This is a genomic window from Massilia sp. DJPM01 (assembly GCF_030348125.1).
Lineage (GTDB): Bacteria > Pseudomonadota > Gammaproteobacteria > Burkholderiales > Burkholderiaceae_D > Telluria_A > Telluria_A frigida.
Genome location: NZ_JAQOZV010000007.1, coordinates 17,334 through 42,072 on the forward strand (window position 1 = coordinate 17,334; position 24,739 = coordinate 42,072).

At 66.4% G+C, this 24,739-nt stretch carries 21 protein-coding genes; 6 read left to right on the plus strand and 15 right to left on the minus strand.

The features are described from left to right. Window positions 1–18 precede the first annotated feature (18 nt). Window positions 19–981 (minus strand): diacylglycerol kinase family protein, encoded by a 963-nt coding sequence (locus tag PO883_RS06795; protein ID WP_289309068.1) that lies wholly within the window; start codon window positions 979–981, stop codon window positions 19–21. A 170-nt stretch (window positions 982–1,151) separates the two neighbouring features. Here PO883_RS06795 and PO883_RS06800 point away from each other — a divergent pair, with 170 nt between their 5' ends. Then, on the plus strand, window positions 1,152–1,688 hold the full coding sequence (locus PO883_RS06800; RefSeq protein ID WP_289309069.1) for a histidine phosphatase family protein: 537 nt from the start codon (window positions 1,152–1,154) through the stop codon (window positions 1,686–1,688). A gap of 109 nt (window positions 1,689–1,797) precedes the next feature. On the opposite strand, the gene PO883_RS06805 is transcribed toward PO883_RS06800, so the two are convergent. From PO883_RS06805 to dgoD, 13 genes are all read right to left on the minus strand, one after another. After that, on the minus strand, window positions 1,798–4,329 hold the full coding sequence (locus tag PO883_RS06805; RefSeq protein ID WP_289309070.1) for an ATP-binding protein: 2,532 nt from the start codon (window positions 4,327–4,329) through the stop codon (window positions 1,798–1,800). A gap of 137 nt (window positions 4,330–4,466) precedes the next feature. Then, window positions 4,467–4,883: a 4-fold beta flower protein gene (locus PO883_RS06810; RefSeq protein WP_289309071.1), complete on the minus strand. Its 417-nt coding sequence runs from the start codon at window positions 4,881–4,883 to the stop codon at window positions 4,467–4,469. A 91-nt stretch (window positions 4,884–4,974) separates the two neighbouring features. Then, on the minus strand, window positions 4,975–5,739 hold the full coding sequence (locus PO883_RS06815) for an SDR family NAD(P)-dependent oxidoreductase (protein ID WP_289309072.1): 765 nt from the start codon (window positions 5,737–5,739) through the stop codon (window positions 4,975–4,977). Window positions 5,740–5,780: 41 nt separating this feature from the next. Beyond that, entirely contained in the window at window positions 5,781–6,404 is a 624-nt protein-coding gene (locus tag PO883_RS06820; RefSeq protein WP_289309073.1) for a 2-dehydro-3-deoxy-6-phosphogalactonate aldolase, read from the minus strand. Window positions 6,405–6,406: 2 nt separating this feature from the next. Beyond that, a complete protein-coding gene (locus PO883_RS06825) occupies window positions 6,407–7,282 on the minus strand; it encodes a 2-dehydro-3-deoxygalactonokinase (protein WP_289309074.1) in 876 nt (291 codons plus the stop codon). An 8-nt stretch (window positions 7,283–7,290) separates the two neighbouring features. Then, the gene (locus PO883_RS06830; protein WP_289309075.1) at window positions 7,291–9,852 is read right to left on the minus strand and encodes a TonB-dependent receptor; all 2,562 of its coding nucleotides are present in this window, start codon (window positions 9,850–9,852) and stop codon (window positions 7,291–7,293) included. 133 nt (window positions 9,853–9,985) lie between these two features. Next, window positions 9,986–10,945, minus strand: coding sequence for a LysR substrate-binding domain-containing protein (locus PO883_RS06835; protein WP_289309076.1), 960 nt, complete (start codon window positions 10,943–10,945; stop codon window positions 9,986–9,988). 149 nt (window positions 10,946–11,094) lie between these two features. Further along, entirely contained in the window at window positions 11,095–12,081 is a 987-nt protein-coding gene (gene araH / locus PO883_RS06840; RefSeq protein WP_289309077.1) for an L-arabinose ABC transporter permease AraH, read from the minus strand. Beyond that, window positions 12,078–13,601: an L-arabinose ABC transporter ATP-binding protein AraG gene (gene araG, locus PO883_RS06845; protein WP_289309078.1), complete on the minus strand. Its 1,524-nt coding sequence runs from the start codon at window positions 13,599–13,601 to the stop codon at window positions 12,078–12,080. Before araG ends, araH begins: the two co-directional genes overlap by 4 nt. Before the next feature lie 6 nt (window positions 13,602–13,607). Beyond that, a complete protein-coding gene (locus tag PO883_RS06850; RefSeq protein ID WP_289309079.1) occupies window positions 13,608–14,597 on the minus strand; it encodes an arabinose ABC transporter substrate-binding protein in 990 nt (329 codons plus the stop codon). 17 nt (window positions 14,598–14,614) lie between these two features. Next, window positions 14,615–15,457, minus strand: coding sequence for an SMP-30/gluconolactonase/LRE family protein (locus PO883_RS06855; RefSeq protein WP_289309080.1), 843 nt, complete (start codon window positions 15,455–15,457; stop codon window positions 14,615–14,617). A gap of 4 nt (window positions 15,458–15,461) precedes the next feature. After that, on the minus strand, window positions 15,462–17,897 hold the full coding sequence (locus tag PO883_RS06860; RefSeq protein WP_289309081.1) for a beta-galactosidase: 2,436 nt from the start codon (window positions 17,895–17,897) through the stop codon (window positions 15,462–15,464). Window positions 17,898–17,944: 47 nt separating this feature from the next. Beyond that, window positions 17,945–19,093, minus strand: coding sequence for a galactonate dehydratase (gene dgoD, locus PO883_RS06865; RefSeq protein ID WP_289309082.1), 1,149 nt, complete (start codon window positions 19,091–19,093; stop codon window positions 17,945–17,947). Between the two features lie 185 nt (window positions 19,094–19,278). Here dgoD and PO883_RS06870 point away from each other — a divergent pair, with 185 nt between their 5' ends. From PO883_RS06870 to PO883_RS06890, 5 genes are all read left to right on the plus strand, one after another. Then, window positions 19,279–19,881 (plus strand): PEP-CTERM sorting domain-containing protein, encoded by a 603-nt coding sequence (locus PO883_RS06870; RefSeq protein ID WP_289309083.1) that lies wholly within the window; start codon window positions 19,279–19,281, stop codon window positions 19,879–19,881. A gap of 78 nt (window positions 19,882–19,959) precedes the next feature. Continuing rightward, complete coding sequence (locus PO883_RS06875; protein WP_289309084.1) at window positions 19,960–20,160, plus strand: hypothetical protein; 201 nt, start codon at window positions 19,960–19,962, stop codon at window positions 20,158–20,160. A gap of 77 nt (window positions 20,161–20,237) precedes the next feature. Beyond that, the gene (locus PO883_RS06880) at window positions 20,238–20,549 is read left to right on the plus strand and encodes a hypothetical protein (RefSeq protein WP_289309085.1); all 312 of its coding nucleotides are present in this window, start codon (window positions 20,238–20,240) and stop codon (window positions 20,547–20,549) included. After that, window positions 20,527–21,834 (plus strand): hypothetical protein, encoded by a 1,308-nt coding sequence (locus PO883_RS06885; RefSeq protein ID WP_289309086.1) that lies wholly within the window; start codon window positions 20,527–20,529, stop codon window positions 21,832–21,834. The genes PO883_RS06880 and PO883_RS06885 overlap by 23 nt, the downstream gene beginning before the upstream one ends. A gap of 275 nt (window positions 21,835–22,109) precedes the next feature. Beyond that, entirely contained in the window at window positions 22,110–23,474 is a 1,365-nt protein-coding gene (locus PO883_RS06890; RefSeq protein ID WP_289309087.1) for a DUF4214 domain-containing protein, read from the plus strand. Between the two features lie 148 nt (window positions 23,475–23,622). Here PO883_RS06890 and PO883_RS06895 read toward each other — a convergent pair whose 3' ends face one another. Then, entirely contained in the window at window positions 23,623–24,615 is a 993-nt protein-coding gene (locus PO883_RS06895) for a PQQ-dependent sugar dehydrogenase (RefSeq protein ID WP_289309088.1), read from the minus strand. Window positions 24,616–24,739 lie beyond the last annotated feature (124 nt).

Sequence of the window (24,739 nt, forward strand, 5' to 3'; positions counted from 1 at the left end):
GACGCCGGCTTACGACGCTCAGGAAGCCAGCGCCAGCGGCTCCTGGTTCGCCGCCGCGGCCGCCGGCACGGGTTTGAGCAGCAACAGCTGTCCTTCCAGTACGCGAAACACCAGCGGCGCCTGCAGATGCGTCACCTCGCCATCGATGGCGACCTTGATCCGGCGCCGTCCGGCCAGCCCGCGCTGCCTGACCGTCATGCTGGTCAGGCCGAAGGCGTGCAGATTGGGCGCGTCGCCCAGGCGCCCGAGCGCACCACGCAGCAGCAGGGTCAGCATGCCCAGCTTGCCGACCGGCTGGGGCGCCAGCGCCGCCAGCTTGCCATCCTCGATGCGCTCGGCCAGCGGCCCGATGCCGACCTGCTCCATCTGCAAACGGTTGTTTCCGACGAACAGGGTGGAGGTGCGCAGGGTGCGCGTCTTGCCGTTGAGCTCGACGGTGATGTGCAAATGCCGGTAGGCACCGAGCACCGTCTTGAGCGCCGACAGCAGCGCCACCAGCCGACTGCGTCCGTACTGTTTCTTGTCGATCTCGCGCTCTTCGAGCAGCCTGGGGTACAGGCCGATGCTGGCGTTGACCAGGAACACGCGCTCGTTGACCAGTCCCACCTGCACCGGCTCCACGCGCGCCTGCAAGAGCGCTTGCACGGCCCCGGCCAGGTCTTCCGGTATCTGGTGGGTGCGGCCGAAATAGTTGAAGGTGCCCTGCGGCAGCACGCCGAACTGGCATCCGCTCTCCACCGCCGCGCGCGCCACCGTGTTGATGGTGCCGTCGCCGCCGGCGGCAACCAGCACGCCATCGCTGGCGCGCGCTTGTCCAGCCATGCGCCGCGCAATGCCGCCGAGCTCGCCAGCCTGGTCGACCACGGCGAGCTCGAACGGGCGCCCGGCGGCACTGAGCAAGTCTTCGATGGTTGTACGCTGGAGTTCGGTTTCCGCATGGCCGGAGCCGGCGTTGAGAATGATGAAAAGCGGTCCGGGCATGGCGAGGCTGACGTGGTGTTAAATAATGCGACACTTTATCACCAGCGTAGAAATTGCGTTTTCAATACGACAGCACCCGTGCGGCACGAGGCGAACCCATCTTAGCATCTGACAACAGCGCGCCATCCCCGGGGAACCCGACCATCACACTCATGCGGCATGGAAAACCATTGCTGACCGATCGCGGATGGGTGGCCCTGGCCGGCATGCCCGCCTGGATCGCCGCTTACGACGCGGCCGGGGTCGTCGACCAAACCATTCCACAAGCGAGCATCGCCTCCGCCGGCGCGGCCGCAACGATCGTGTCCAGCACACTGCCGCGGGCGCTGGCCTCGGTCAGGGCGCTCGGCCATACACCCGCCCTGGCCGACGCCTTGTTTCGCGAAGCGGCGCTGCCCACGCTGTCGATGCCGCCCGTATGGAGCCGCTGTGCGCGCTTGCCGCCAGCCTGCTGGGCCGTGCTGTTGCGGCTGATGTGGATGGCCGGTTACGCCAATGGCGCCGAGAGCAGGCAGGCAACGCGCCTGCGCGCGCGCCAGGGGGCCGCGCGCCTGATGCTGCTGGCGCGCTCCGGACCGGTGCTGCTGGTGGCGCACGGCATCATCAACCGCATGATCGCCGCCGAGCTGCGCCGCAGTGGCTGGACCACCGAACAGCGGGCGCGGCATGCCTGCTGGAGCACCAACACCTTTACCCTCGCCGCATAGCCGGCATCGAGGCGCGCCCTGCGCCCGGCCATGAACGCGCCTGCCGCTGGCCGCGGGGGCGCCCGCTCCGCCGGCAAGGCGCCAACGGCGCGTGGCGGCATGGCCGCCATCAGCCTTCGATCCGCTCGGCAACCGGCGAACTGCAGCTTGCGCCTGCAAGCGGCTTGATGCGGGCCAGCACGCCGATCAGCTCGGCCGTGTTGGCCGGCTTGACGAAATAATGGTCGAAACCGGCCTGCACCGCGCTGGCCTTGTCGTATTTATTGCCGTAGCCAGTCACGGCGATCAGGGTGGCGGCGCGCGCATGCGTGCTGGCGCGCAGCCGGCGCGCCAGTTCGTTGCCGTCCATGCCGGGCAGGCCGATGTCGAGCAGGCAGGCGTCCGGCCCGAAGCTGCCCGCGCTTTCCAGCGCGCGGTGCGGGTCGTGCTCGACCATGACGACGTGGCCGGCCGATTCCAGCACCATGGCCATGGCGTTCGCGGCATCCTTGTTGTCGTCGACCAGCATCAGGCGCAAGCCCTCGCCCGCGTGCTGGCCAGTCCCGCGCCCGGCGCCGCCCGCGCCGTGCGGCGCCGCGTGCTTTTGCAGGTACACGGAAAAGGTCGCGCCCTCCCCCGGCCCCGGGCTGGCCGCCGTCACGTGGCCGCCGTGCAGCGATACCAGGCTGCGCACCAGCGCCAGCCCCAGGCCCAGCCCGCCCTGGGAACGGTCGGAGGAACGTTTTTCTTGGGTGAACAGGTCGAAGATGTGCGGCATCAGCATGGCATCGAGGCCGATGCCGTTGTCGCGCACGTGCAGCTCGACCGTGTCGGCATGATGGCTGATCTCGAGGGTGATGCGGCCACCCGGCTGCGTGTACTTGGCCGCATTGTGCAGCAGGTTGGTCAATACCTGCACCAGCCGCTTGCGGTCGCCCCACACCGCCGCCTCGCCCTCGGCCGGCACGGCGAGGCTGAGTACGTGGCCGCGTTCGCTAATGAGCGGCTGGGTCTGCTCGACCGATTCCAGCACCACCTGGTGCAGGTCGATCAATTGCTTGTCGAGCACCACCAGCCCGGTATTGACGCGCGAAACATCGAGCAGGTCGTTGATCAGGCTAGTCATATGGTTGACCTGGCGTTCGATGATGACGCTCGACGTTTTCACGCGCGAGGCGTTCTCTGGCGCCATCGCCAGCAAGTGCGCGGCCGAGCGGATTGGCGCCAGCGGATTGCGCAGCTCGTGCGACAGCATGGCCAGGAATTCATCTTTGTGGCGCCCCGCCTCGCGCAACGATTCCTCGGCGCGCTTGCGGGCGCTGACATCGATCGATACGCCGCGTATGCAGTGCACATCGCCAGCCTGGTCCGCCACCACGGTGCCGTACACCTGCAGCCAGACCGTCTGGCCATTGTCGGGCCGGCGCAGGCGCACCACTTCGCCGTAGCTGCCATGCGATTGGACCGCCTCGCGGCGCCCAAGCTCCATCCTGCGCAGGTCGTCGGGATCGAGATAATCCCAGACATGGCGCATGTCGGTCCAGTTGGCGCCGAACAGTTCGGGCGCGTTGTCGGAAAAGACCACCTCGTTGCTGGCCAGGTCCCAGTCCCACACCACCATGCGCGCCACTTTCATGCCTTCTTTCAGGCGCAGTTCGCTGCGCTGCAGCGCCTGGCGGGCCATGGTGCGGTCGGTTACATCGAAGCCCTGCACGAAAATCCCGCTCACCTTGCCGTTTTCCATGATCGGCTGGTACACGAAGTCGATGTAGGCATGGATAGCCGCGCTGTCGGGCGTCACGCGCAGTTCGATGCGCAGGTCGCCCGCCTTGTACGGTTCGCCGCTGGCGTAGACCGCATCGAGCAGCTCGAAAAAACCCTGGCCGACGATGTCCGGCAGCGCCTCGCGCACGCTCTTGCCGATCAGCGCGCGTTCACCCACCAGGCGCAGGTAGGCCGCGTTGGCAAACTCAAAGACGTGCTGCGGCCCGCGCAGGATGCACATGAAGCCGTGCGCCTGCTCGAACAGCGAGCGCAGGCGCGTCGATTCCGCTTCGCGCTGCTCGCGCAGGGCTTGTTCGGCGCGCAGGCGCTGCCCGGTCTGGATCGCTTCGAGCCGCTGCGCCTGCTCGCGCTGGGCGATCTGTTCGGTCAGCGCCAGGTTCATGCGTTCCAGCGCCGCCTTGGCATTGTGCTGGGCCGTCACGTCGTTGCACACCACCAGCACGCCGTGCACGCCGTCGTGGTCTTCGATCGGGCTGTAGCCGTAAGTCCACCAGACATCCTCGCGCTTGCCGTGGCGCGTGACCGGCACCAGCTGGTCTTCGTGCCAGGTGCTGCCGCCGCCGGCCATGACCGTCTCGATCTGCGGGCCGATGATGGGCCAGATTTCTTCCCAGCAGTCGCGCCCGCGCTGGCCCAGCGCGCTCGGATGGCGCTCCGGACCCATGGTCAGGCGGTAGGCATCGTTATAGAACTGCACCAGTTCGCCGCCCCACCACAGGAACATGGGGTGGCGGGAGGTGAGGATCAGGCGGATCGTGCTCTTGAGCAGCGTTGGCCAGTGTTCGGGCGGGCCGAGCGGTGTCGTGCCCCACTCCCTGGCACGCATCAGGGCGCCGAGTTCTCCGCCGTTGGAGAGAAAGTCAAATGTCAGACGCATCCAGTGCCCGGGTTATTGTCGCCGATGATGAAAACCTGCGCCCGGCAAAGCGCTGGCGCAAGTGTGATCGTATCACTATGCTTGGGCATACGACGTACCGTTTGTATAGCGTCGGCGTGCGGCAACACCGGGCGCCGTCAGCCCGGCAGCTCGTTCAGCGCGGCGCGCGCTGCGGGCAGCGGCGTCGCCAGGGTGGCGCTGGCGTCGATGTAGCCGGGCAAGCCATGACGCGACCAGCCGCCGGCGGGCCGGCGCACCGGCCGCGCGCGCAGGGTCGGCACAGTCGGGCGCTTGCCGAACACCGGTTCTGGCGGCGGCGCCAACAGCGCCGGAAAGTCGTGCGCCATGCCCCTGGCGCCCGCCAGGAAGCCGAGGAGTTGGTTGTCGACATCGTACAACACCCCATCCTCGAACCAGCCGATATGCTCGCCCCTGAGTGAAAACGCGCTCAGGCCGAACACGAAACCGGCCGCCTCGCCACCGAGGGTGCGCAAGCAGAATTCATCCAGGATGGCGGCCGCCCTGCCCGCCTCGTCATATAGCCAAGTAAGCAAAAATCACCTCCTCAACGCGCTTTGTGATTTCCTCCCTCGATTTTAACTTGCAACATTCACAACTTGGCGCACCGTTGAAACGTGGGCCGCCTCAAGTCCAGCCGGCGTCGACGACGAATTCCTGGGCCGTCACCATGCGGCTATCGTGGGCGCCCAAAAACAGCGCCATGCTGGCCACGTCCTGGCCGGCGATGCGTCCCGGCAGGCACTGGTTGTCATCCATGGCGCGCTCGCCGGCCGGGTCGACCCATTTGTCGAGCTGGCGCGGAGTCATGACCCAGCCCGGCGTGAGCGTGTTGACGCGGATGCCGCTCTTGCCGAATTCGCGCGCCAGGCTGCGCGTGAGACCGTTCACGGCCGACTTGGCCGAGGCGTACACCGGATAGCCGGCCACCTTGTTCTTCCAGCCGGTCGAGCCGAGGTTGATGATGGCCCCGCCGCCACGCCGCTGCATGCCTTCCATCACCGCCTGGGCCGCGAAGAACGCCACCTTGAGGTTGATCGCGATCTTGGCGTCGAAGTACTCCGGACTGACCTGCAAAAAATCGTGGCGTTCGTCGTTGGCGGTATTGTTGACCAGCACATCGAAGTCGCCCAGCTGCCCGGCCGCCGCCTTCACGCTGGCGCGCAGCGCATCGATGTCGGACAGGTCGCAGCCGATGAAGTATGGCGTGTGCGGCACCGTGCCGGCCAGGCCGTCGACCAGCTCGGTGGACGAGGCGATGTCGCGGTCGGCAAAGGCCACGCGCGCGCCCTGGCGCGCAAAGGCGGCCACGATATCGGCCCCGATGCCCGAACCGCCGCCGGTCACGAAGACGGCTTTGCCGGCCAGGCTCGGGTAATTCGCAAATTCCATGGTGTTTCCTTGTTCTCGTTGTGGAGGTGTGGTCCGGGCGGTTAGCCGGCCTGGGTGGCGCGCCAGGCGGCGACAAACGCCTGCGCGCGCACGCCCAGCTGGTCCGGCGTGACGCCAGGCGTGTACAAGGCGCCGCCGATGCCGAAACCGGTGGCCCCGGCCGCGACCCAGGCTGCCATGGTGTCGGGCGAGACGCCGCCGACTGGCCACAGCGGCGTGCCTGGCGGCAGCACCGTCTTGAACGCTTTCAGGCCGGCATAGCCGACCATTTCGGCCGGGAAGATCTTGAGCGCGTGGGCGCCGGCGCCAAGCGCGTCGAACGCTTCGCTTGGGGTTGCCACGCCGGGCGCGCACAGCATGCCCAGGGCGGCGGCGCGCGCGATCACCTGCGTGTTGCAGTTCGGCGCGACCAGCATGCGCCCGCCGGCCGCATGCACCGCGTCCACATCGGCCACGCCGAGCATGGTGCCGCCGCCGACGATGGCCCCGGCCGGCGCCATGCGCGCCAGCAGCGCGATCGATTCCAGCGCGCCCGGGCGGTTGAGGGGCACTTCGAGCAGGCGAAAGCCGGCCCCGAACAGGGCCGCGCCGGCCGCCTTGGCGTCAGGCGCTTGCAGGCCGCGCAAGATGGCGACCAGTGGTGGCGTGAATTGGGTCAGGTCCATGATCAGAGTCTTTCAAAAAAGTGGGCCAGCGCGGCAAGGTAGACCTCGTCCGGATCGTGGGCGCGCGCCGGCATGCCGTAATGCGCGGCCGCGCGCTCGTAACGGGCACTGAGCGCGGGCGAGGCGATGATGTCGATGGCGCTGTCGGCGTGGCCCTGCGCCGCCACGAACTCGGTGCCGATCAGCAGGCCGCTGACGAAGGAACGCGCCTGCGCCGCCGCCATGGTCTTCGAGACCACGCGCGCGCGCACCCCGAACAGCGCGTTCGACAGCGGCCGCGCGCGCCGCGCTTCCTGCAGGCCGGCGCCAAAGGCGGCATCGTCATCCGGGCCGTCGGCCATCAGCGTGGCCAGGGTACTTGCGCCCGCCAGCATCGCAAACAGTTCGCCGGTCATGTAGGTGAGCAGCTGGTCGATGCGTCCGCCGCGCAGGTAGACCCACTTGCTGTGGGTTCCCGGCAGTACCACCCAGCCGTCGCCCAGCCCGCGCCCGACGGCGCCGAGCAGCTGCGTCTCTTCGCCGCGCATCACGTCCACCGCGCCGTCGCGGGTGCAGTAGCCGGGCACGATGAAGCAGCCGGGGTGGCCCGCCACGCTCGCCAGGTGGGCCGGCAGCGCAGTCAGCGGCACGCTGGTATCCAGATACGGCACTTCCTGCCAGCCGCTGGCCGAACCGACCATGCCGGACATGACGACCGGGATGCCGGGGTCGACGCCCATTCTGGCGCGCAGCGCCGCCAGCGCGCCGGCAAAGTCGCCGCCGACGGCCAGCATGCCCTGGCCGTCGGCATGGTGCGCGAGACATTTGCCATCGCGCCCGACCAGGTAGGCGCGGCGGTTACTGGTTCCCCAGTCGATGCCAAGTAATTGCGTGTGCATGGTTCCTCTCATAATTTGAACGACAAGCCCAGGTTGAAACGCCGTCCGAACTCGCTGACTTCCTGCTCGTAGGGATTGTTGGCGCTGGTGTAGACGACTTTTTGATTGCTCAGGTTATCGACACCGAAACGCAGCTGAAGTGTCGGCGTGAGGTGCTTGGCGAACGATAGCGCGACGTAGGTTTCCGCGTCGTTTTCGACCAGCTGGCCCGCGCCCCAGGTCGGGTTGCGCACAAACGCGCTGTGGTAGTTGGCGGACATGCGTGCTTCGTAGCCGGCTTGTTCGTACCAGACGGTCAGGCCGCCGTTGTGCCGCATCAGTCCTTCGATCGGGAACGGTTTGCCGGCCGGGATATTTTCGTGGACCTTACTGGCAGTGTAGGCGTAGTTGCTGGAGACGCCAAGGCGGTTGGCGAACGATTGCTGGTACACCAGCTCGACCCCGCGGATATGGCCGCCCTTGCCGTTGAGCGAGCGCGTCACCAGCGCACTGCGCCCGTCCAGCGTGGCCTGGCCGCTGGTGATGCCGATGTAGCGGCTGATATCCTTGTAGAACAGGCCCGCCGACAGCAGCGCGCCTTTGTCGAAATACCACTGGTACGCCAGGTCGATCTGGTCGGCCAGCATGGGCTTCAACTGCGGATTGCCGGCGCTGCCCGTGAGCGGCTGGGTGGGATTGGCGTCCACGTTCAGGTTGCGCGAGGCGCGCATCTCATCGAGCGGCGCGCGCGACATGGCACGCGCGACGCTCAAACGCAGCTGGCGTTCCTGCTTGTCGTCCATGTTGAAGATCAGGTTCACGCTGGGCAGCACTTCGGTGTACGAGGTGCCCTCGCTGACCGCCGTCGGCGCGCCGCCGTTGAACGCCTGCATGCCCTCGCCGGCCTGTTTGGTGTGGACCACGCGCACGCCGGCGTTGCCGCGAAAGGTTTTGCCGAACAGCGTGCCATCGAGATCGGCCTGGCCGTACAGCGAGGCGCCGCGCTCGCGCACCTTCCAGCCCGACAGCAAGTCGTTCTGGCTGCGCGGGCGGCCCGCCGCGTCGAAAGCGCCCGGGCCGAAAGCGGCCGCCGTGCTGGCGCCGAAGTCGCGCAGCGCGATATAGGGCGCCATGCCGGCCACGTTGACGGTTTCGTAGTCGGCGTCGGGAATCACCGCCAGCGGCGCGACCTCCCAGGTGGTCTGGCCGTACGATTTTTCGCGGTGGGTGGCGCGCGCGCCGAACTTGAGGCGGTTGACGGGACCGACGTCGATATCGCGCGCCGCGTTCAGGTGCAGCGCGCCCAGTTCATCCTTGAGGTGGCCGTCGGTATCGATGTGCATCGTCGGCCCCCAGAAGCCGGCGCGGTTGCCGCTGTCCTGGCCGAGCGAGAAGTCTTGCCGCTCATTGCCGGTGAAGGCCCAGCTGATGGTGCCCGTGCCACGGCTGAACTGGCGCAGGTCGCGCCACTGGCTGTCGCGCTGCGCGCGCGAGGTGGACAGGTCCGCTTCGAGCTTCCACGCTCCGGCCGTGGTTTTGCCGTTCACGCCCAGCGCCAGGGTGCTGGTATCCTGCACCCATAGCGAGTCGTGGTTGCTGAAACCCACATCGGCCACGCTGGCGCCGGCCACGTAGCCGTCGCGGATATCCAGCTTGCTGTAGCGCGTCTTCTGGGCGTTGTCCCAGTTGCCGATGTCGCCGGTCCAGTGCTGCAAGCCCGGTTCGCGAATCTTGGCCAGCGCGTAGTAGGCGTCGGTGCTGAGCAGGCTCTCGCCATCTTTCCATTCGACTTTCCCGAGGACGCTGGAGCGCTCGTCGGTGCCGCGCAAGACCTTGTCCTGGAAGCCCCACGGCGTTTTGTCGGCCTTGCCGTCGCCATCCAGGTCGCCCGAATGCGTTTCGTTGAAGCCCCAGTGATCCTTGTTCTTTTGCAGCGAAGGCTGGTCCTGGTAGCTGAACGCGAGCGCCACGCCGAGCGACTTGTCGAAGAACTGGTCCAGATAGATGCCACCCACGCGCGGCGCGGTCTTTTTCGCGCCCGGGATATCGCGCCCCAGCGCGTAGTACAGCGCATCGGCGCGCAGCGAAGCCTGGCGGCCGCTGTATTTGAGCGGCTGCACGGTTTTCAGGTCGATCGTGGTGGCCACGCCGCCTTCCACCAGTTCGGCCGACTGGGTCTTGTAGACGGTAGCGCCGCTGAGCGACTCCGATGGAAACTGCTCGAAACGCACCGAGCGATCCGGCTCCGACGTAGCCAGTTCGCGTCCGTTCAGGGTGGCGCCGATGAAGCGCGGACCCAGGCCGCGCGCCACCACCTGGCTGGCGTTGCCACGGTCCATGCCGGACGACAGGCCGGGCAGGCGCGCAAGCGATTCGGCGATGGTGGTGTCAGGCAGCTTGCCGATATCTTCGGAGGCGATCACTTCGACCATGCTGTCCGACGCTTGCTTGACCGCCAGCGCATTGCGCACCGGGGAACGGATGCCGGACACGCTCACTTGCTGCACCTCCTCGGCTTGGGCGTGGGCGTCCGCCGCGAGCGGCAAGGCGAACAGGCTCGCGATCAGCCAACGGAGTTTCTTCTGTTTCATACGGGTCTGCTGGGTTGTAGGGTCCTGCCATGCACAGTTCGCTTTGCTGTCCGCGAATCCGGGTCATGGTCAGGATCGTACGGACTCCAGGAATATGATTCCAATTGCTTATTTACAAAAAAGCATGCTCAAATCATATAGCTTGCGAAGGGGGATAGCGCAGGGCCGCCACTTCGCGCAGCGTGGCCAGCATGCTCTCGGCGCCGGGCGACAGCTGGTGGTGGCGGCGCGTGATGATGCCGTACATGTCCATGCGGATGTTCAAGTCGAACGGCAGCACCGTCAGCAGGCCCGTTTGCAGGTAGGGCTGGGCCAGTTCCAGCGGCAGCGCCACCACCATGTCGCTGCCGGTCAGCAGATGCGCGATCACGGGCAGGGCCAGCGTTTCGACCGTTTCGGCCGGCGGTTCGAGGCCGCGCGCGAGGAACAAGGCGGTCAGGCGGTCGCGCAGGATGCTGCCGTTGGGCGGCAAGATCCAGCCCTGGCGCGCCAGTTCGTCGAGCGTGAGGTCGCTGCGCTCGGCCAGCGGATGGCCGGCACGCGCGATCAGGCTGTGGGGTTCGTCGGTGACCGGCTCGAAATGCAGCTCGGCGGCGGCGCCGGTGTCGAGAATCCGGCCGACCACCAGATCGAGTTCGCCGGCCCGCAGGCGCTGCACCAGGATCTTGCTGGTATCGACGCTGATCGAGACGTGCACGCGCGCGTGGCGCGACTTGAGCAGATTGACCGCCTCGGGCACCAGGCTGGTGGACGGCGTGAGCACGGTGCCGACATCGACCCGGCCGCGCAGGCCGGACAGCAGTTCCATCACTTCCTGGTGGGCGGCGTCCATCTCGGCCAGGGCGGCGCCGGCGCGGCGGATCAGCACCTGGCCGTACCAGGTTGGGGCCACGCCGCGCGGCAGGCGCTCGAACAGCTGCACGCCAAGGGCGTGTTCGAGTTCGCCGAGCAGCTTGGAGGCGGCAGGCTGGGTCAGGTTCGCGGCCTGCGCGGCGTGCATGATGGAGCCGTGCCGGCCCAGTTCGACCAGCAGCACCAGGTGGCGGGTCTTGAGATGCGAACGGACAAAGCGGTCGGAGCGTGGATCGGACATGGATGGCTGTCGGGAATCAGGGATGTCGATGATATATGCTTACTAGCCAAAACGTCAACACATATGACATCGGACGTTCCGATCACTATCTGTCGTTCCCGCGCAGGGCCAGGCGCGGGAACGACGTGCAGGTGGTGGCGGAAACGAACTTAGGTCCGGCGCTCTCCCCGCGCCTTCAACTGATCGAGCAGCACCGCGGCCAGCAAAATCGACCCGCGCACCAGATACTGGTAAAACGAATCGACGTTCAGCAGATTCATGACGTTCTCCACGGTCCCCATGATCAAGACCCCGATCAGCACACCGAAGATGCGCGCCTTGCCGCCCTGGAGCGACACGCCACCGAGCACGCACGCCGAAATCACATCGAGCTCGAAGCCCTGCGCCGCATTCGGCTGGCCGCTGGTAATGCGCGACGCCAGGATCAGCCCCGCCAGCGCGGTCACCAGCCCTTGCAGCAGAAAGATCCACACGCGCAGCTTCTCGACCTTGACGCCAGCCAGGCGCGCCGCTCCCGGATTGCCGCCGATGGCCAGGGTATTGCGTCCAAAAACCGTATGATTGAGCAGCACACCGAAAATCAGGAAACAGGCGCCGGCCACCAGCACCGGCAGCGGCAGCCCGAACACCTGGGCGTCGCCAAACGCGATGAAGGCGTCGGAATTGATGCCGACCGCCTGCCCTTGCGAGGCGATGAAGGCCAGCCCGCGCACCATCAGCATGGTGGCCAGGGTCGCGATCAGCGCATTGACGCGCAGGTAGGCAATCAGCACGCCGTTACCGGCGCCGATCAGCGCACCCGCGCCCAGGCCGGCGCCCACCGCCAGCGCGACGCTGCCGGTGCGTTCCAGGACCATGGCCCCGAGCACGCCGGCAAAGGCGATGGTGGAGCCGACCGACAGGTCGAAATCGCGCGAGGCCAGGCACAGCATCATGGTGCAGGCGACCATGCCGATCTGCGCCACCGACAGCATCAACCCGACCACGTTGGCGACCGAGAAAAAGTTATCGACCGTGGCCGCCAGCACGGCAAACAGCACCGCGTACGCCAGCGGCATGCTGTATTCGATCAGGAGCGCGCGCTGGCGGCCTGCCGGCGCGGGGACGCCGGTGTGGGTGAGTGGGATGGTGCTCATGCGGTTCTCCGGGAGGTGATATCAGCGTTGTCGCTGTCGTTATTGGTATCGGGCAGCGCCAGGCGCAGCACCGCTTGTTCGTCGGCGTCGGCACGCGCCAGCTGGCCGACGATGCGGCCGCCGCGCATGACTGCCACGCGGTCGGAAATGCCCAGCACTTCGGGCAGTTCGCTCGACACCACGATCACGCAGCAGCCGCGCGCAGCCACTTCGTGGATGATGCGGTAAATGTCGTTCTTGGCGCCCACATCGATGCCGCGCGTCGGCTCATCGAGCACCAGCACTTTCAGGCCCGGTTCGGCCAGCCAGCGCGCCAGGATCACTTTCTGCTGGTTACCGCCCGAGAGCAGGCGGATTTCCTGCTCGCGGCTGGGGGTCTTGATGCGCAGGCGGGCGATGAATTCATCGGCCAGCGCCGCCTCGCGCGCGTGGCGCAGGAACACGCCGCCCAGCAGCGCGTGGCGGCGGCAGCTGATGTTGATGTTCTCGGCCACCGGGGACTGGGCCAGGATGCCCTGCTCCTTGCGGTCTTCCGGACAGAGCACGATGCCGGCGCAAATGGCCGCCGACGGCCCGCCCATGGCGACCTGCGCGCCGTCGAGGATCACGGTGCCGGGAGCGCGCTTGTCGGCGCCATACATCTGGCGCATCAATTCGCTGCGCCCGGCGCCCACCAGGCCGAAGAAGCCCAGCACTTCGCCGGCGCGCACCGAAAAATCGCAGCCGTCGGCCATGCCGCGCACCGTCAGGCGCTCGGCGCCCAGCTCGCGCTCGCGGTAGTCGTAGATGTCGCTCAGCTCGCGCCCGACCATGTCGCTGATCAAACGGTCGCGCGGCACGTCGGCCATCACCGGATGGGTGGCGACCTTGCGCCCGTCCCGGAAGATGGTGCAGGCGTCGCACAGCGCATACAATTCTTCCAGCCGGTGCGAGATGTAGATCAGCGTGCGGCCTTCGGCGCGCAGGTCGCGCACCAGGCGAAACAGGATTTCCGTTTCGCGGTGCGACAGGCTGCTGGTCGGTTCGTCGAACGCAATGACCTGGGCGTCCTGCATCACGGCCTTGCAGATCTCGACCATCTGGCGCTGCGCGATCGACAGGTCGGCCAGGCGCGCGTTCGGGTCCAGGTCCACGCCGATCTTGGCAAGGCGCTCGGACACCAGCTTGTTGGCGGCGCCCTTGTCGAGAAAGCCCATGCGGGTCGGCATGCGGCCCAGCAGGACGTTCTCGGCGACCGTCAACTCGGGAACGTACTGCAGTTCCTGGTGGATGATCGACACGCCGGCCGCGATGGCGTCGCTGGCCGACCCGAAGCGCACTTCGCGCCCGTCCAGCAGCAGGCGCCCGCCGTCCGGGCGGTACTGCCCGCCCAGGATCTTGAGCAGGGTCGACTTGCCGGCGCCGTTCTCGCCCAGCAGGCCATGCACGGTCCCGGCATGGGCCTCGAAGCTGACGCCCCCGAGCGCAATCACGCCGGGGAAGTGCTTGGAGACCTGGTCAAACTGGAGGTAAGCGGACATCGTGGATCACCGCTCCATTTCGGCGTGTACCTTGGCGGCATTGGCACGTGTCATCAGCGTGCCGGCGGTGAGCGTTTCCGCAGCCGGTACCTTGTTGGTGGCGATCCAGTCGTACAGATTGGCGGCGGTTTCATAGCCATGGCGTTTCGGGCTGATCATCACGGTGCCGAAGAAACCGGTCGGCTGCGGCTTGGCGAATTCGTTCAGCGCCGTCTTGCTGCCGCCGATGCCGATGCCGATCATGGCGTCGCCGCGCATGCCGCGTCCTTCGGCCGCGCGCACGGCGCCGAGCACCGCTTCATCGTTCAGGCCCACTGCCACCCAGCGCTTGAAGCGCTGCTGCTTGGTGTAGGCGATGTTGGCGGCGTTGAAGGCCGATTCGGTATCGGTCTTCGATTGCGCCGCATCGACCACGTTCGCCGCCGGCACGCCGGCCGCTTTGAGCGTATCGACCGCGCCCATGGTGCGCTCGCGCGCCGTCGGCAACTGGTCGTACGACACGCGCAGGATGCCCACCTCGGCCAGGTTCCAGCCGCGCGCCTTGATTTCGGCGGCCAGTCCGGCACCGACCTGCTTGCCGATTTCGTAGCCCGAAATGCCCATGTGCGGCACCGACGCCAGCGGTTTGCCGGCGCCATCGAGCAGACGGTCGTCAACCGAGATGACTTTCATGTTATTGCGCGTGGCGGCGCGTTCGACCGCCTTGCCCAGCTTGACGTCCGGTGCGCAGATGACGAAACCTTGCGCCTTTTGCGCGGCCAGGTTGTCGATCGCGGCGATCATTTTTTCGCCATTCGGGATGCCGATCTTGATCAGCGTGAAGCCCTTGTCCTTGGCGGCTTGCTCGGCGAAGCGCCATTCATCCTGGAACCACGGTTCCTCGGCCTGCTTGACCAGGAAGCCGATCTTGACCGGGCCGGCCGCCTGGGCGGCGCCGAAAGCGCATGCCACGACAGCGGCTGCGGCCAGTCTTGCGAGAGTAGGGAAGGTTTTCATGGTGGTCTCCTGTTGAATTATTGTGATGGATGATCGTCGAATGGACTGTCTGGCTGGCCCGCGACGCCGGGTACAGACACGGTAAACAAACCGCCCTCGCCTACCGCGGCGAGCTGCGTAAGACCAGCACCGCCAAAAGCGATGCTGCTGCAATCGAGCGCAATGCGCCGTACCACTTTGCCGCCGGGCGCGTACTGGACCAACTGGCCCGGCTGGGCGTTCCACAGGCAGCCGGCGGCGTCCAGCGCCGCGCCGCGCGGGGTGGCGCCGGCATCGAGCTGCGCGAACACCCTGACGGCGCCCACGCGGCCACGCTCGGCGTCGTAGTCGCAGGCGAGCAGATCGCTGCCGCGCGCGTCGGCGAAAAACATGCGCTTGCCGTCGGCGCTGAAGCAGATCGCGCTCGCTTCGGCCACCACCGGCAAGGCCAGCCTGCGCAAGCCGTACTTGTTTGACAACTGATAAAAACTGCCGATCGCGCGTCCGTCCTCGGCCACGTTGCGGGTGCCGAATACCAGGAAGCCGCTGCGGTCGGTGCAGCCGTCGCTGATCGCCGTGCGCGGTTCGGCGGCGTCGACCGCCACCAGCGGCTGTACACGCAACTGGCGCGCTCTGGCGTCGCGGCCCGGCTCGGAAAAGCCGAGGCGCTTGCTCAGGCCGAGCAGCACGCGCCCCGACGCGCAGTGCGCCAGCAGGCCGGCGGCATCGGGCAGGCGGCAGGCCAGCGGCGCCGGGTCGCGCTCGGCGACGGCGTGCACCGCGTGCGCGCCGCTTCCCGCCCACCACCAGCGGTGGCTGCGCGCGTCCCAGCGCAGGCAGCGCCCGGGATGCTGCGACAAACGTGAAGATGGCGCTGTCATCGGTTCACGGCTTCACGTCGAGGCGGTAGATCGGCGTCACGCGCACGGCGCGCAGTTCGGCGATCTGCTCCTTGCCGCCGAAGTCCGGGCGGCCTTCCTTCGGAATATAGACCGGGGCGTCGGCGCGCAGCGGCAGCACCGACAGGGTCAGCGGACCACTGCCTGCGTGGCGCGCCGCGAACTGCCAGCCGTAGCCGCTGTAGTACCAGTCGTCCAGCATGCGGGTGCCGTTGAACAGGCGTCCGATGTCGCCGACGAAATCGAGTTCGACCAGCGCGTCGAGCCGGTTCGTGTCGCGCGGCAGCTCGACCGACCAGGCCGCAGCGGCGCTGAAGCTCTCGGGCAGCGGTTGCAGCGCGGCGTTGGCCATGCCGCCGATCATCACCGGACGCACTGGACGCGCCGCCCGCACCGGCTTGAACGTCGCCTCAGGGCTGCGCGCCGGCAGCGTGGCGGCAAAGGACTGGAACATGCCATCCTGGCCGGCGTTGAGCGGCATGTCGGCCTTGGGCGTGCGCGCCAGCGCCGGATAGACGGCGAAGCGGAAGGCCGGATTGCCGTCCGAGCGCATGCGCAAGCCACCGTCGGCAAACCAGGTTAGCTGGGCGCCGATCACGAGGCGGCGCTGGCCGGCCAGTTGGCCGATGGCCAGTTGCTGCGATTGTTCCGGCGTGAGCACCAGCAGCGTCACGGGCGGCTTGCCGGCGCGCCGGATCGTCACCGCCGCCTGCGTGCCGGGGGCGATGCCGTCGACGACGGTCTTGCCGCCGTCCTGGGCGATGCGGGCGCCGGGCGCTGTCAGGCTGCTGGCGGCGGCGTCGAACCCCAATTCGACCGGGATGCCGGCGCTGGCCGCGAACACGTACACGATGCCGGCCTTGCCACTATCGAGCCGCGCCACCGGCTGCGCCGTGGCATACGCCAGGCGGGTGCCGTCCAGGTCCATGTTGACCGGCCAGATGAAGTAAGCGCCGTCGGCCAGGTCGACCGGCTGGCGCGGGAACTCCACGTTCTGGCCGGGCAGCTTGACCGAGAAGCGCACCTGGCGCTGCACCGGCATCGGATACTGGCGCACGTGGTTGCTCACGAACAGAAACGCGCTGTCACCCTGGCTGCGCACGGAAAAGCGCGGCGTTGTCAGGTCGTCCGGGCCGGTCGGCACCACGTCGGGTTTGCGCACCGTCATGGGCGCGAGGCGCTCGCCGAAGTCGCGCATGAACAGATGGAAGGGACGCAGGCGCGTGAGCACGGGGCGCTGCTGGCCATCCGGACCGAGTGGCGCCTGGAAGTCGTAGCTGATCATCGGCGTGTCGTTGTAGCCGCCGGTGAGCGTGCTTTCTTCGAGCGTGGTCATGCCGACCGGATTGCGCCCGCCGTGGAACATGTAGTAGCCGGCCAGGTTCACGCCGGAACCCAGCTGCACCGGCAGCATCGACGCGATGTCGTCGCTCGATACCACCGGGCGGCGGCGGTACATGAACGGCATGCCCGCGCCATATTCGGCGCCCAGGAACGGGGTTTTGTCGATATCGGTGTCGGCGCTGCCGCGCGCGCTGGCCTTGGTCTGCGCACCAAGGTCGCCGCTGACGCGGCTGTCGAAACGGAAGGCGTAGGTTTCTTTCGGCGGCAGTTCACCGGTGGAGCGCGCCCATGGCTCGTCGGGATAGCCGCCGAACACCGGCGTGACTTCACCGGACCGATACACGGTCTGGTCCCAGCCGGTGACGGTGTACAGCGGCACGTCCAGGCCCACCGCGCGTGCCATGCGCTTGAGGGTGCTGATATGGCCGGCGCCTTCGCCCGGGCCATTGAGGTTGTATTCGTTTTCGATCTGCACGCCGATCACGCGCCCGCCATCCTTCCACAGCAAGCCTTTAAGCTGGCGGCCGATCTGGCCGTACAGGCCTGCCACGTGGCGCAGGTACTGCGGGTCGTCTCCGCGCGTGGGCATGGCGCCCACTACCCAGTCGGGAATGCCGCCATAGCGCACTTCCGCGTGCACCCAGGGGCCGACCCGCACCACCACGTCGAGGCCCGCGCTAGCGGCCAGCTGCACGAAGCGGCGCAGGTCGCGCTGGCCGTTCCAGACGTACGTGCCCTGCCGCTCTTCGTGGTGGTTCCACATGATGTAGGTGGCGACGACGCCGATGCCGGCCGCCTTCATCTTGCGCAGCTCCGCGTCCCATTCGTCGGCCGGAGTGCGGCTGTAATGGAATTCGCCCATTACCGGCATCCACGGCTTGCCGTTGCGGGTCAGGTACTGGCTGTTGGCGCCGATGCGCTCACCCGACGGCGACACCGAGGCGCCCATTTGCAGCTGGTTTTCGAGCGGCGCCCTGGCCGGCGCGCTGGCGTCGATGTGCAGCAGGGCCTGGCCGCACGCGGTGCTGGCAAAGGCGCCCGCCACCAGCGGCGCCAGGCATTTGACGATCAGGTGCATCTTGTCTCCGTTATTATTATGGTATTGCTTGCGTCTTTTTTTGACTGCTACCACTCGGCGACGCTGCCATCTTCATGGCGCCACAGCGGATTGCGCCAGTCGGGCGCATTCTTGCTGGCCTCGATCACGCGTTCTTCGTCCACCTCGACACCCAGGCCCGGCTTGGTCAGGGCCGCGATGTAGCCGCCTTCCATGCGGAAGTCTTCCTTGTTCTTGACGTAGTCGAGCAGTTCGGCGCCCTGGTTGTAATGGATGCCCATGCTCTGCTCCTGCAGCACGGCGTTGTGCGATACGAAGTCGAGGTGCAGGCAGGCCGCCAGCGCCACGGGGCCGAGCGGGCAATGCGGGGCCACGGCGACGTCGTAGGCTTCGGCCATGGCGGCGATCTTGACGCATTCGGTGATGCCGCCCGCATGCGACAGGTCGGGTTGCAGGATCGCCAGGCCGCCCTGTTCGAGCACGCGCTTGAATTCGAAGCGCGAGTACATGCGCTCACCGGCCGCCAGCGGGATCGAGGTCGATTCGGCCAGGCGCGGATAATACTCGGCCTGCTCGGCCAGCACCGGCTCTTCGACAAACAGGGGGCGGTACGGTTCGAGGGCGCGCAGCAGCACCTTGGCCATGGGCGCTGCCACGCGGCCGTGGAAGTCGATGCCGAATTCGATCTCGTTGCCGAAGGCTTCGCGGATGTCGGCGATGCGTCCGACCGCCTGGTCGACCGACCGGGCGCTGTCGAGCATGCGCATTTCCTCGGTGCCGTTCATCTTGAAGGTGTCGATGCCGACTTCGCGCAGCTTGCGGATGCCGGCGATGACATCAAGCGGACGGTCGCCGCCCACCCAGCTGTACATCTTCATCTTGTCGCGTACCCGGCCGCCCAGCAGGTCGTAGACCGGCACGCCGAGCAACTTGCCCTTGATGTCCCACAAGGCCTGGTCGATGCCGGCGATGGCGCTCATCAGGATCGCGCCGCCCCGGTAGAAACCGCCACGGTACATGGCTTGCCACAGGTCGTTGATGCGGCCCGGGTCCTGGCCGATCAGGAATGGCGTCATCTCGTGGACCGCTGCTTCGACCGTGCGCGCACGGCCTTCGATCACCGGTTCGCCCCAGCCGACGACGCCTTCGTCGGTCTCGATCTTCAACAGCATCCAGCGCGGCGGAACCCGGTACGTCGTCAGTTTGATGATTTTCATTGCTTAGCCATTAGTCAAGAATGACAAGCAGTCTAAGCCTCCGAGCTAGCTCTGAAATATGAATATTCGATAAAAAGCTATACGCAAATCGCATAGCTCCGGCGCCATCGGGTAGTCGCTATGATGGGACTTCTCCGTCGTATTTCATACTTCGAAATATCAGATCTGATGCAGGGAGCACGCGCATGACATTCTTTTCTCGACTCATTGCCGGCGGCGTGGCCTTGACCGCGCTACTCGCGCCCGGGGCGGCGTTCGCCATTCCCATCGCCTCGCCCGGAACCGAGGGGCTGGCCGTGCTCGCCGCGAACGCGGGCGCCATCGTGGCAACTTATCAGGGCAGCTCGGCCAACTATGCCAACGACCTGTATTTGTTTACCGATGACGGGATCGACAATAACGATGTGTTCATGTTCAGCAACCGCAGCACGCCGCCCGGCGGCATCTTCAACCTCGGCCGGTTCGTGGCTGGCAGTGAACTGATGTTTCGCCTGCACGTGAATACGACGGGACGCGATTTTTACAGCGGTTCCGCCAGCCGCAATCCGGACCGGCGCCCGCACGCGCGGGTGCAGCAGGATTGGATGCCGGGAAGCGCGCTGGTCAGTTTTGAAGATTTGCGTGGCGGCCCTTACCAGTTCAACGATCTGAGTTTCTCGTTGAGCAATGCGGCGACCACGGTGCCGACCATTCCGGTGCCGGTTCCGGTGCCGGAGCCGGCTTCGCTCGGCCTGATCGGCATCGGCGTCGCCGGCCTGCTGATTGCACGGCGGCGCCACGCCGGTTGATGCGCGCGCACAAACCGGGCGGGAACTTTGCAGGGTACGCCCTTGTCCAACGAGTCATCACTTCAGTGGAGACTTGCCATGTCCAATGCTCACGAAAACGACCAGACCGGCGCCATGCCGTCACCCCTGTCGCGCCCGCGCGGCGTGCCGGACGCGAGTTTCCCGTTTCCGGACGACGATCTGCAAACGCCGGACGGACCGGATGACGACGAAGAAGATGACGACGATCTGCGGCTGATGGCGGACACCATGCCTGGCGAGGGGCCGGGCGACGACTAGCGAAGGCGCCGGCGGCGGCACCGGTAGCAGCGGCAACAGTACCGGCAGGACGGGCACTGGCGGCAACGCCAGTACCGGTGCCAGCGCCAGCGCCAGCGCCGCAGGGTGTCGCAGGCGGCAAGTTCGCGCGGCAGGTGTCGCAATTTAGTTTCCAATTGGAAATCTATTGCTTTGATTTTTCGATAGGTATTTTTATTCCCGCATCCGGAAACGGCAGCATCGCCCCTTCACATCCGTCAAAAGTTCCCTTGTGGAATGCGTCGATAATGTATACAGGCCTGCGCGTCTGCGCCGTCATCACGACGCCGCGCAGGAAGACCATCAACGAACCGAAAGGGAAACAGCATGAAATCGATGCAATCGGAAATGACGGATTCAATCACCAGTGACGGGATGTCGGACGCCGGCAGCGGCGCCGCCGCCCCGGCCAGCGCGCACGGCATGCCGGGCGCTCACATGATGAGCCAGCCTGCGGCGGCCGGCATGGCGCAGGCGGACACGCCCGACGCGCAAGCGCTGGCGATGCAGGCGAGTCCGCGTCGGCCCAGTTCGTCCCCGGTGGTGTCGTGGGGTCCGAACCGGCTCGACGTGTTCGCGCTGGGAACGAACCGTGGCATGAACCACAAGTGGTGGAATGGCTCCAGCTGGAATCCGTCCGTGACCGGCTACGAATTCATGGGCGGTATCGGCACCAGCGCGCCGCAGGCGATCTCGACCCAGCCAAACCGCCTGGACCTGTTCGTGACCGGTACCGACAGCGCGCTGTATCACAAGTCCTGGAACGGCAGCACCTGGTCGCCTTCGCTCACCGGCTATACCAATCTGGGCGGCGTGTGCATCGGCGACCCGCGCGCCATTTCGTGGGGTCCCAACCGGCTCGACGTGTTTGTCATCGGCACCGACCGCGCCCTGTACCACAAGTGGCGCAGCGGATCGACCTGGGGACCATCGCTGACCGGCTACGAAAACATGGGTGGCATCATCATGGAGCAGCCCGAAGTCGTCTCGTGGGGACCGAACCGGCTCGATGTGTTCGTCATCGGCACCGACCGCGCGCTGTATCACAAGTGGTGGGATGGCAGCAACTGGGGGCCGTCGCTGACCGGTTATGAAAAACTGGGCGGCATATGCACCTCGGCGCCGCGCGCGGTGGCCTGGGGCACCAACCGCCTCGACGTCTTCGTCACTGGCACCGATGGCGCGCTGTATCACAAGTGGTGGAACGGCAGTGCCTGGCTGCCTGCCGGGAACAACCTGGAACGCCTCGGCGGCGTGTGCGTTGGCAACCCCGAGGCGGTGTCATGGGGTCCGAACCGCATCGATGTGTTCGTGGTCGGCACCGACAGCGCGCTGTATCACAAGTGGTGGAACGGCAGCAATTGGGGCCCGTCGCTGACCGGCTTCGAATACATGGGCGGCATCCTGTCCTCGCAACCGCGTGCGGTGTCGTGGGCCGCCAACCGGCTCGATGTGTTTGCCACGGGCTCGGACAGCGCGCTGTACCACAAGTGGTGGAACGGCTCGTCGTGGGGGCCGTCGCTCACCGGGTACGAGTTCATGGGCGGCACCATCCAGTCCTTCGGCCAGACGCCGGTGGGGGCGTCCGACGCCGCCGCCGGTGGTGCGGGCGCGTCGGACCAGAGCGCGCACTCGGGCAGCGATATGGATAGCTGACGTCCTTACCGGTCAGCACTGGCGTGGCGGCGGGCCGGATGCCCGCGCCGCCCGCCCCGCATGACGCTCGGACCGGCAGGCATGGGGCTTGCCAGCCAGCAGCCAGCCCACGCATGCGTGGGCTTTTTTTGCCGCCATCGCTCCCCACGCCGGGCACGCAGCGCAATCGTTGCAAAATGACATAATTAGTTATTTCAACATAACTTTATGTGATTTCCCTTACGAATATCAGTAAGATCCCGGTTTGAGTTTTCGCCAACCGATAAGGATGCAGCATGACAACGATCTACACCGATTCCCGTATTTTGCTGAGCGCCGACAATATGGCATCGGCCAGCAAACTGACCTTGAAACCGTATGTGCGTGGGTCGATGGAATTCGGATGGGATATGTCAGCAGGCGCGGTCGACCAGAATCCGAGCCTGAGCACGCACCCGGTGCACAGCTGGACAGCGGTGGCGGGCACGCACTATGGTGTTCGGGCGTATAACGGGCAGCAAGAAGCACAGATCATGCTTTACGACAGCGACGGCAAATGCATCGCCTGGGAGCACGAAGTGTCCGCCGACAGCAGCGTTTTCCTGCACGATTTCATTGCCCCGTACTCGGGTACGGTCTATATCCAGGCGCTCCTGATGCCAAGGACGGGATTGCCGGTAAGCGGTGTGACGCTGTACGCGGACATGGACCCCACCGCCCCCGCGAGCAAACCCTACTACGTGGGCGGCACCGATGGCACGGACAAGCTGTATTCGACCCTGCGCGGCGAAACGGTGGACGCCGGGAATGGCAACGATACCGTGGTCTACCCGGGCGACCGCTCATCCTACGACGTCATCAATTTCGGCACCGGCATGATGGTCACGCCCAAGTACGCGACCGAAGGCGCCGATTACCTGCGCGGCGTGGAGCATGTGGCTTTTGCCGACCGCATTGTCGACTTCGAGTACAGCGTGCTGGCGGAGTCGCTGTATCTGAGCTATTTCGGGCGCGCCGCCGATCCCGCCGGCCTGCGCAGCTTCCAGGCGCAACTGGCGGGACTGAAAGCACCGGACAACGCGAGCGACCTGAGCAGCAAGTATGCCAGCGACGCAGGCATCAGGAACCTCATCGATTCTTTCGGCACGAGCGCCGAATCGAAGGCGCTCTATCCGGGCGATACCAAAACCTTTATCAAAGGCATCTTCAACAATATCCTGAACCGCGACCCGCAGCAGGCCGGACTCGATTTCTGGTCGTCGGCCATCGATTCGGGCAAGCTCACCCGCGCCAATGCCTCGCTGGCGATACTCGGCGGTGCGCAATCGAACACATCGGACCTGGGCTGGATCGATCAGCAAACCATTACCCAAAAAATCAGCATTGCGTGGAACTTCACCGCCGCGCTCGATTTGCCTGCGGAGGCGGCCTTGTATAACGGCAGTGCCGCAGCGGCTGCGGTTCGCACCCTGTTGTCGACCGTCACGGCCTACACCACCATCGAGACCTTCCAGCCCGACATCAACGCCGCCATTGCCAAGTTGCCGCGACCGCAGAACCCGACCGATCAGGTGCAAGACAGCCCATCCGCAGCGGCGCACTTCGCGCCGATTGAACTGACGGGCCTGGACAGCACGGCGCTATCGGCCTTGCCGGCCTGACCCGCGCCGCTGCAGTCATGCCCGGCCACGGGTATGACCGGCGCATGCATCCTTGACCCGGCGCATGCCAGGCCCGCGCCTACCGCAACCGGAAGCCGCTCACCGTTTCCCGCTTACCGCTCACCGCTCACCGCTCACCGCTCACCGCTCACCGCGCCACGATACGCAGCAACTGGCCGTTGTCTTCATCGGTAATCACGTACAGATGCCCGTCAGGCCCCTGGCGCACATCGCGCACGCGCTTGCCGATTTCCAGCCGCTCCTGCGACACCACATTGCCGTCCTTGTCCAGCACGATGCGCCGCACGTCGGTACTCGCCAGCCCGCCGCTGAACAGGCTGCCGCGCCATTGCGGGAACTGGCTGCCGCTGTACTGGGTCAGGCCGGACGCGCCCGGCGAAGGCACCCATGCAATCTTCGGTTGCGTCATGCCGGGCACGACCAGCTGGCCGACCGGTTCACCCGTTCGATAATCGCGCCCATAGCTTTGCAGGGGCCATCCATAGTTTTGACCCGCTTCGACCAGATTAAGTTCATCGCCGCCGCGCGGCCCGTGTTCGGTGGCCCACACGCGGCCATTGGCATCGAGCGCCATGCCCTGGATGTTGCGGTGGCCGTAACTCCAGATTTCCGGCAGCGCGCCCGGGCGGGCCGCCAGCGGATTGCCGGGCGCCGCCTTGCCGGCATCGGTCAGGCGCAAGATGGCGCCGTTATGGCTGCCCAGGTTCTGGGCCTGGTCGCGCGCCAGCATGCCGCCCACCTGCTGGGGCGGATTGCCGCCGTCGCCGATGCTCATCAACAAGCTGCCATCCTTTTGCCACAACAGGCGCGCGCCGAAATGCTGGCCGCCGCTCTTGTCGGGCTGGGCGCGGAACAAGGTCTTGATGCCATGCACGCGCTTGCCGTCGAACACGCCCTGGACCAGGGTGGTGCGGTTGGCCTCATCGGTGCCGGTGGCCATGGTCATGTAAATGCGCGGATTTTTCTTGTCGCCCGGATGGATGGCAATATCGAGCAGGCCGCCCTGCCCGTTCGTAAACACCGGCGGCAAGCCCTCCAGCGCGACTTGCTCGAAGCGCTTGCCCTTGAGCAGATGCAGCGTGCCTTCCTTGGTAGTGACCAGCAGGCGTCCGTCAGGCAACCACGCCTCGACCACGGATGGGACAGGCCTTCGCTGACCAATTCCGCGCGCCAGCCTTTGGCGGCAGGCGCCGCGTCGCTGGTGGGCAACTGGGCCAGCGCGGCAGGCAGCGCCAGCGTCATCA

Bases quoted from the DNA above. Each gene is read 5' to 3' on its own strand.
- PO883_RS06795 (WP_289309068.1), bottom strand. From the start codon at position 981: ATGCCCGGACCGCTTTTCATCATTCTCAACGCCGGCTCCGGCCATGCG.
- PO883_RS06805 (WP_289309070.1), bottom strand. From the start codon at position 4,329: ATGCGTCTGACATTTGACTTTCTCTCCAACGGCGGAGAACTCGGCGCC.
- PO883_RS06815 (WP_289309072.1), bottom strand. From the start codon at position 5,739: ATGGAATTTGCGAATTACCCGAGCCTGGCCGGCAAAGCCGTCTTCGTG.
- PO883_RS06820 (WP_289309073.1), bottom strand. From the start codon at position 6,404: ATGGACCTGACCCAATTCACGCCACCACTGGTCGCCATCTTGCGCGGC.
- PO883_RS06825 (WP_289309074.1), bottom strand. From the start codon at position 7,282: ATGCACACGCAATTACTTGGCATCGACTGGGGAACCAGTAACCGCCGC.
- PO883_RS06830 (WP_289309075.1), bottom strand. From the start codon at position 9,852: ATGAAACAGAAGAAACTCCGTTGGCTGATCGCGAGCCTGTTCGCCTTG.
- PO883_RS06835 (WP_289309076.1), bottom strand. From the start codon at position 10,945: ATGTCCGATCCACGCTCCGACCGCTTTGTCCGTTCGCATCTCAAGACC.
- araH (WP_289309077.1), bottom strand. From the start codon at position 12,081: ATGAGCACCATCCCACTCACCCACACCGGCGTCCCCGCGCCGGCAGGC.
- araG (WP_289309078.1), bottom strand. From the start codon at position 13,601: ATGTCCGCTTACCTCCAGTTTGACCAGGTCTCCAAGCACTTCCCCGGC.
- PO883_RS06850 (WP_289309079.1), bottom strand. From the start codon at position 14,597: ATGAAAACCTTCCCTACTCTCGCAAGACTGGCCGCAGCCGCTGTCGTG.
- PO883_RS06855 (WP_289309080.1), bottom strand. From the start codon at position 15,457: ATGACAGCGCCATCTTCACGTTTGTCGCAGCATCCCGGGCGCTGCCTG.
- PO883_RS06860 (WP_289309081.1), bottom strand. From the start codon at position 17,897: ATGCACCTGATCGTCAAATGCCTGGCGCCGCTGGTGGCGGGCGCCTTT.
- dgoD (WP_289309082.1), bottom strand. From the start codon at position 19,093: ATGAAAATCATCAAACTGACGACGTACCGGGTTCCGCCGCGCTGGATG.
- PO883_RS06870 (WP_289309083.1), top strand. From the start codon at position 19,279: ATGACATTCTTTTCTCGACTCATTGCCGGCGGCGTGGCCTTGACCGCG.
- PO883_RS06875 (WP_289309084.1), top strand. From the start codon at position 19,960: ATGTCCAATGCTCACGAAAACGACCAGACCGGCGCCATGCCGTCACCC.
- PO883_RS06885 (WP_289309086.1), top strand. From the start codon at position 20,527: ATGACGGATTCAATCACCAGTGACGGGATGTCGGACGCCGGCAGCGGC.
- PO883_RS06890 (WP_289309087.1), top strand. From the start codon at position 22,110: ATGACAACGATCTACACCGATTCCCGTATTTTGCTGAGCGCCGACAAT.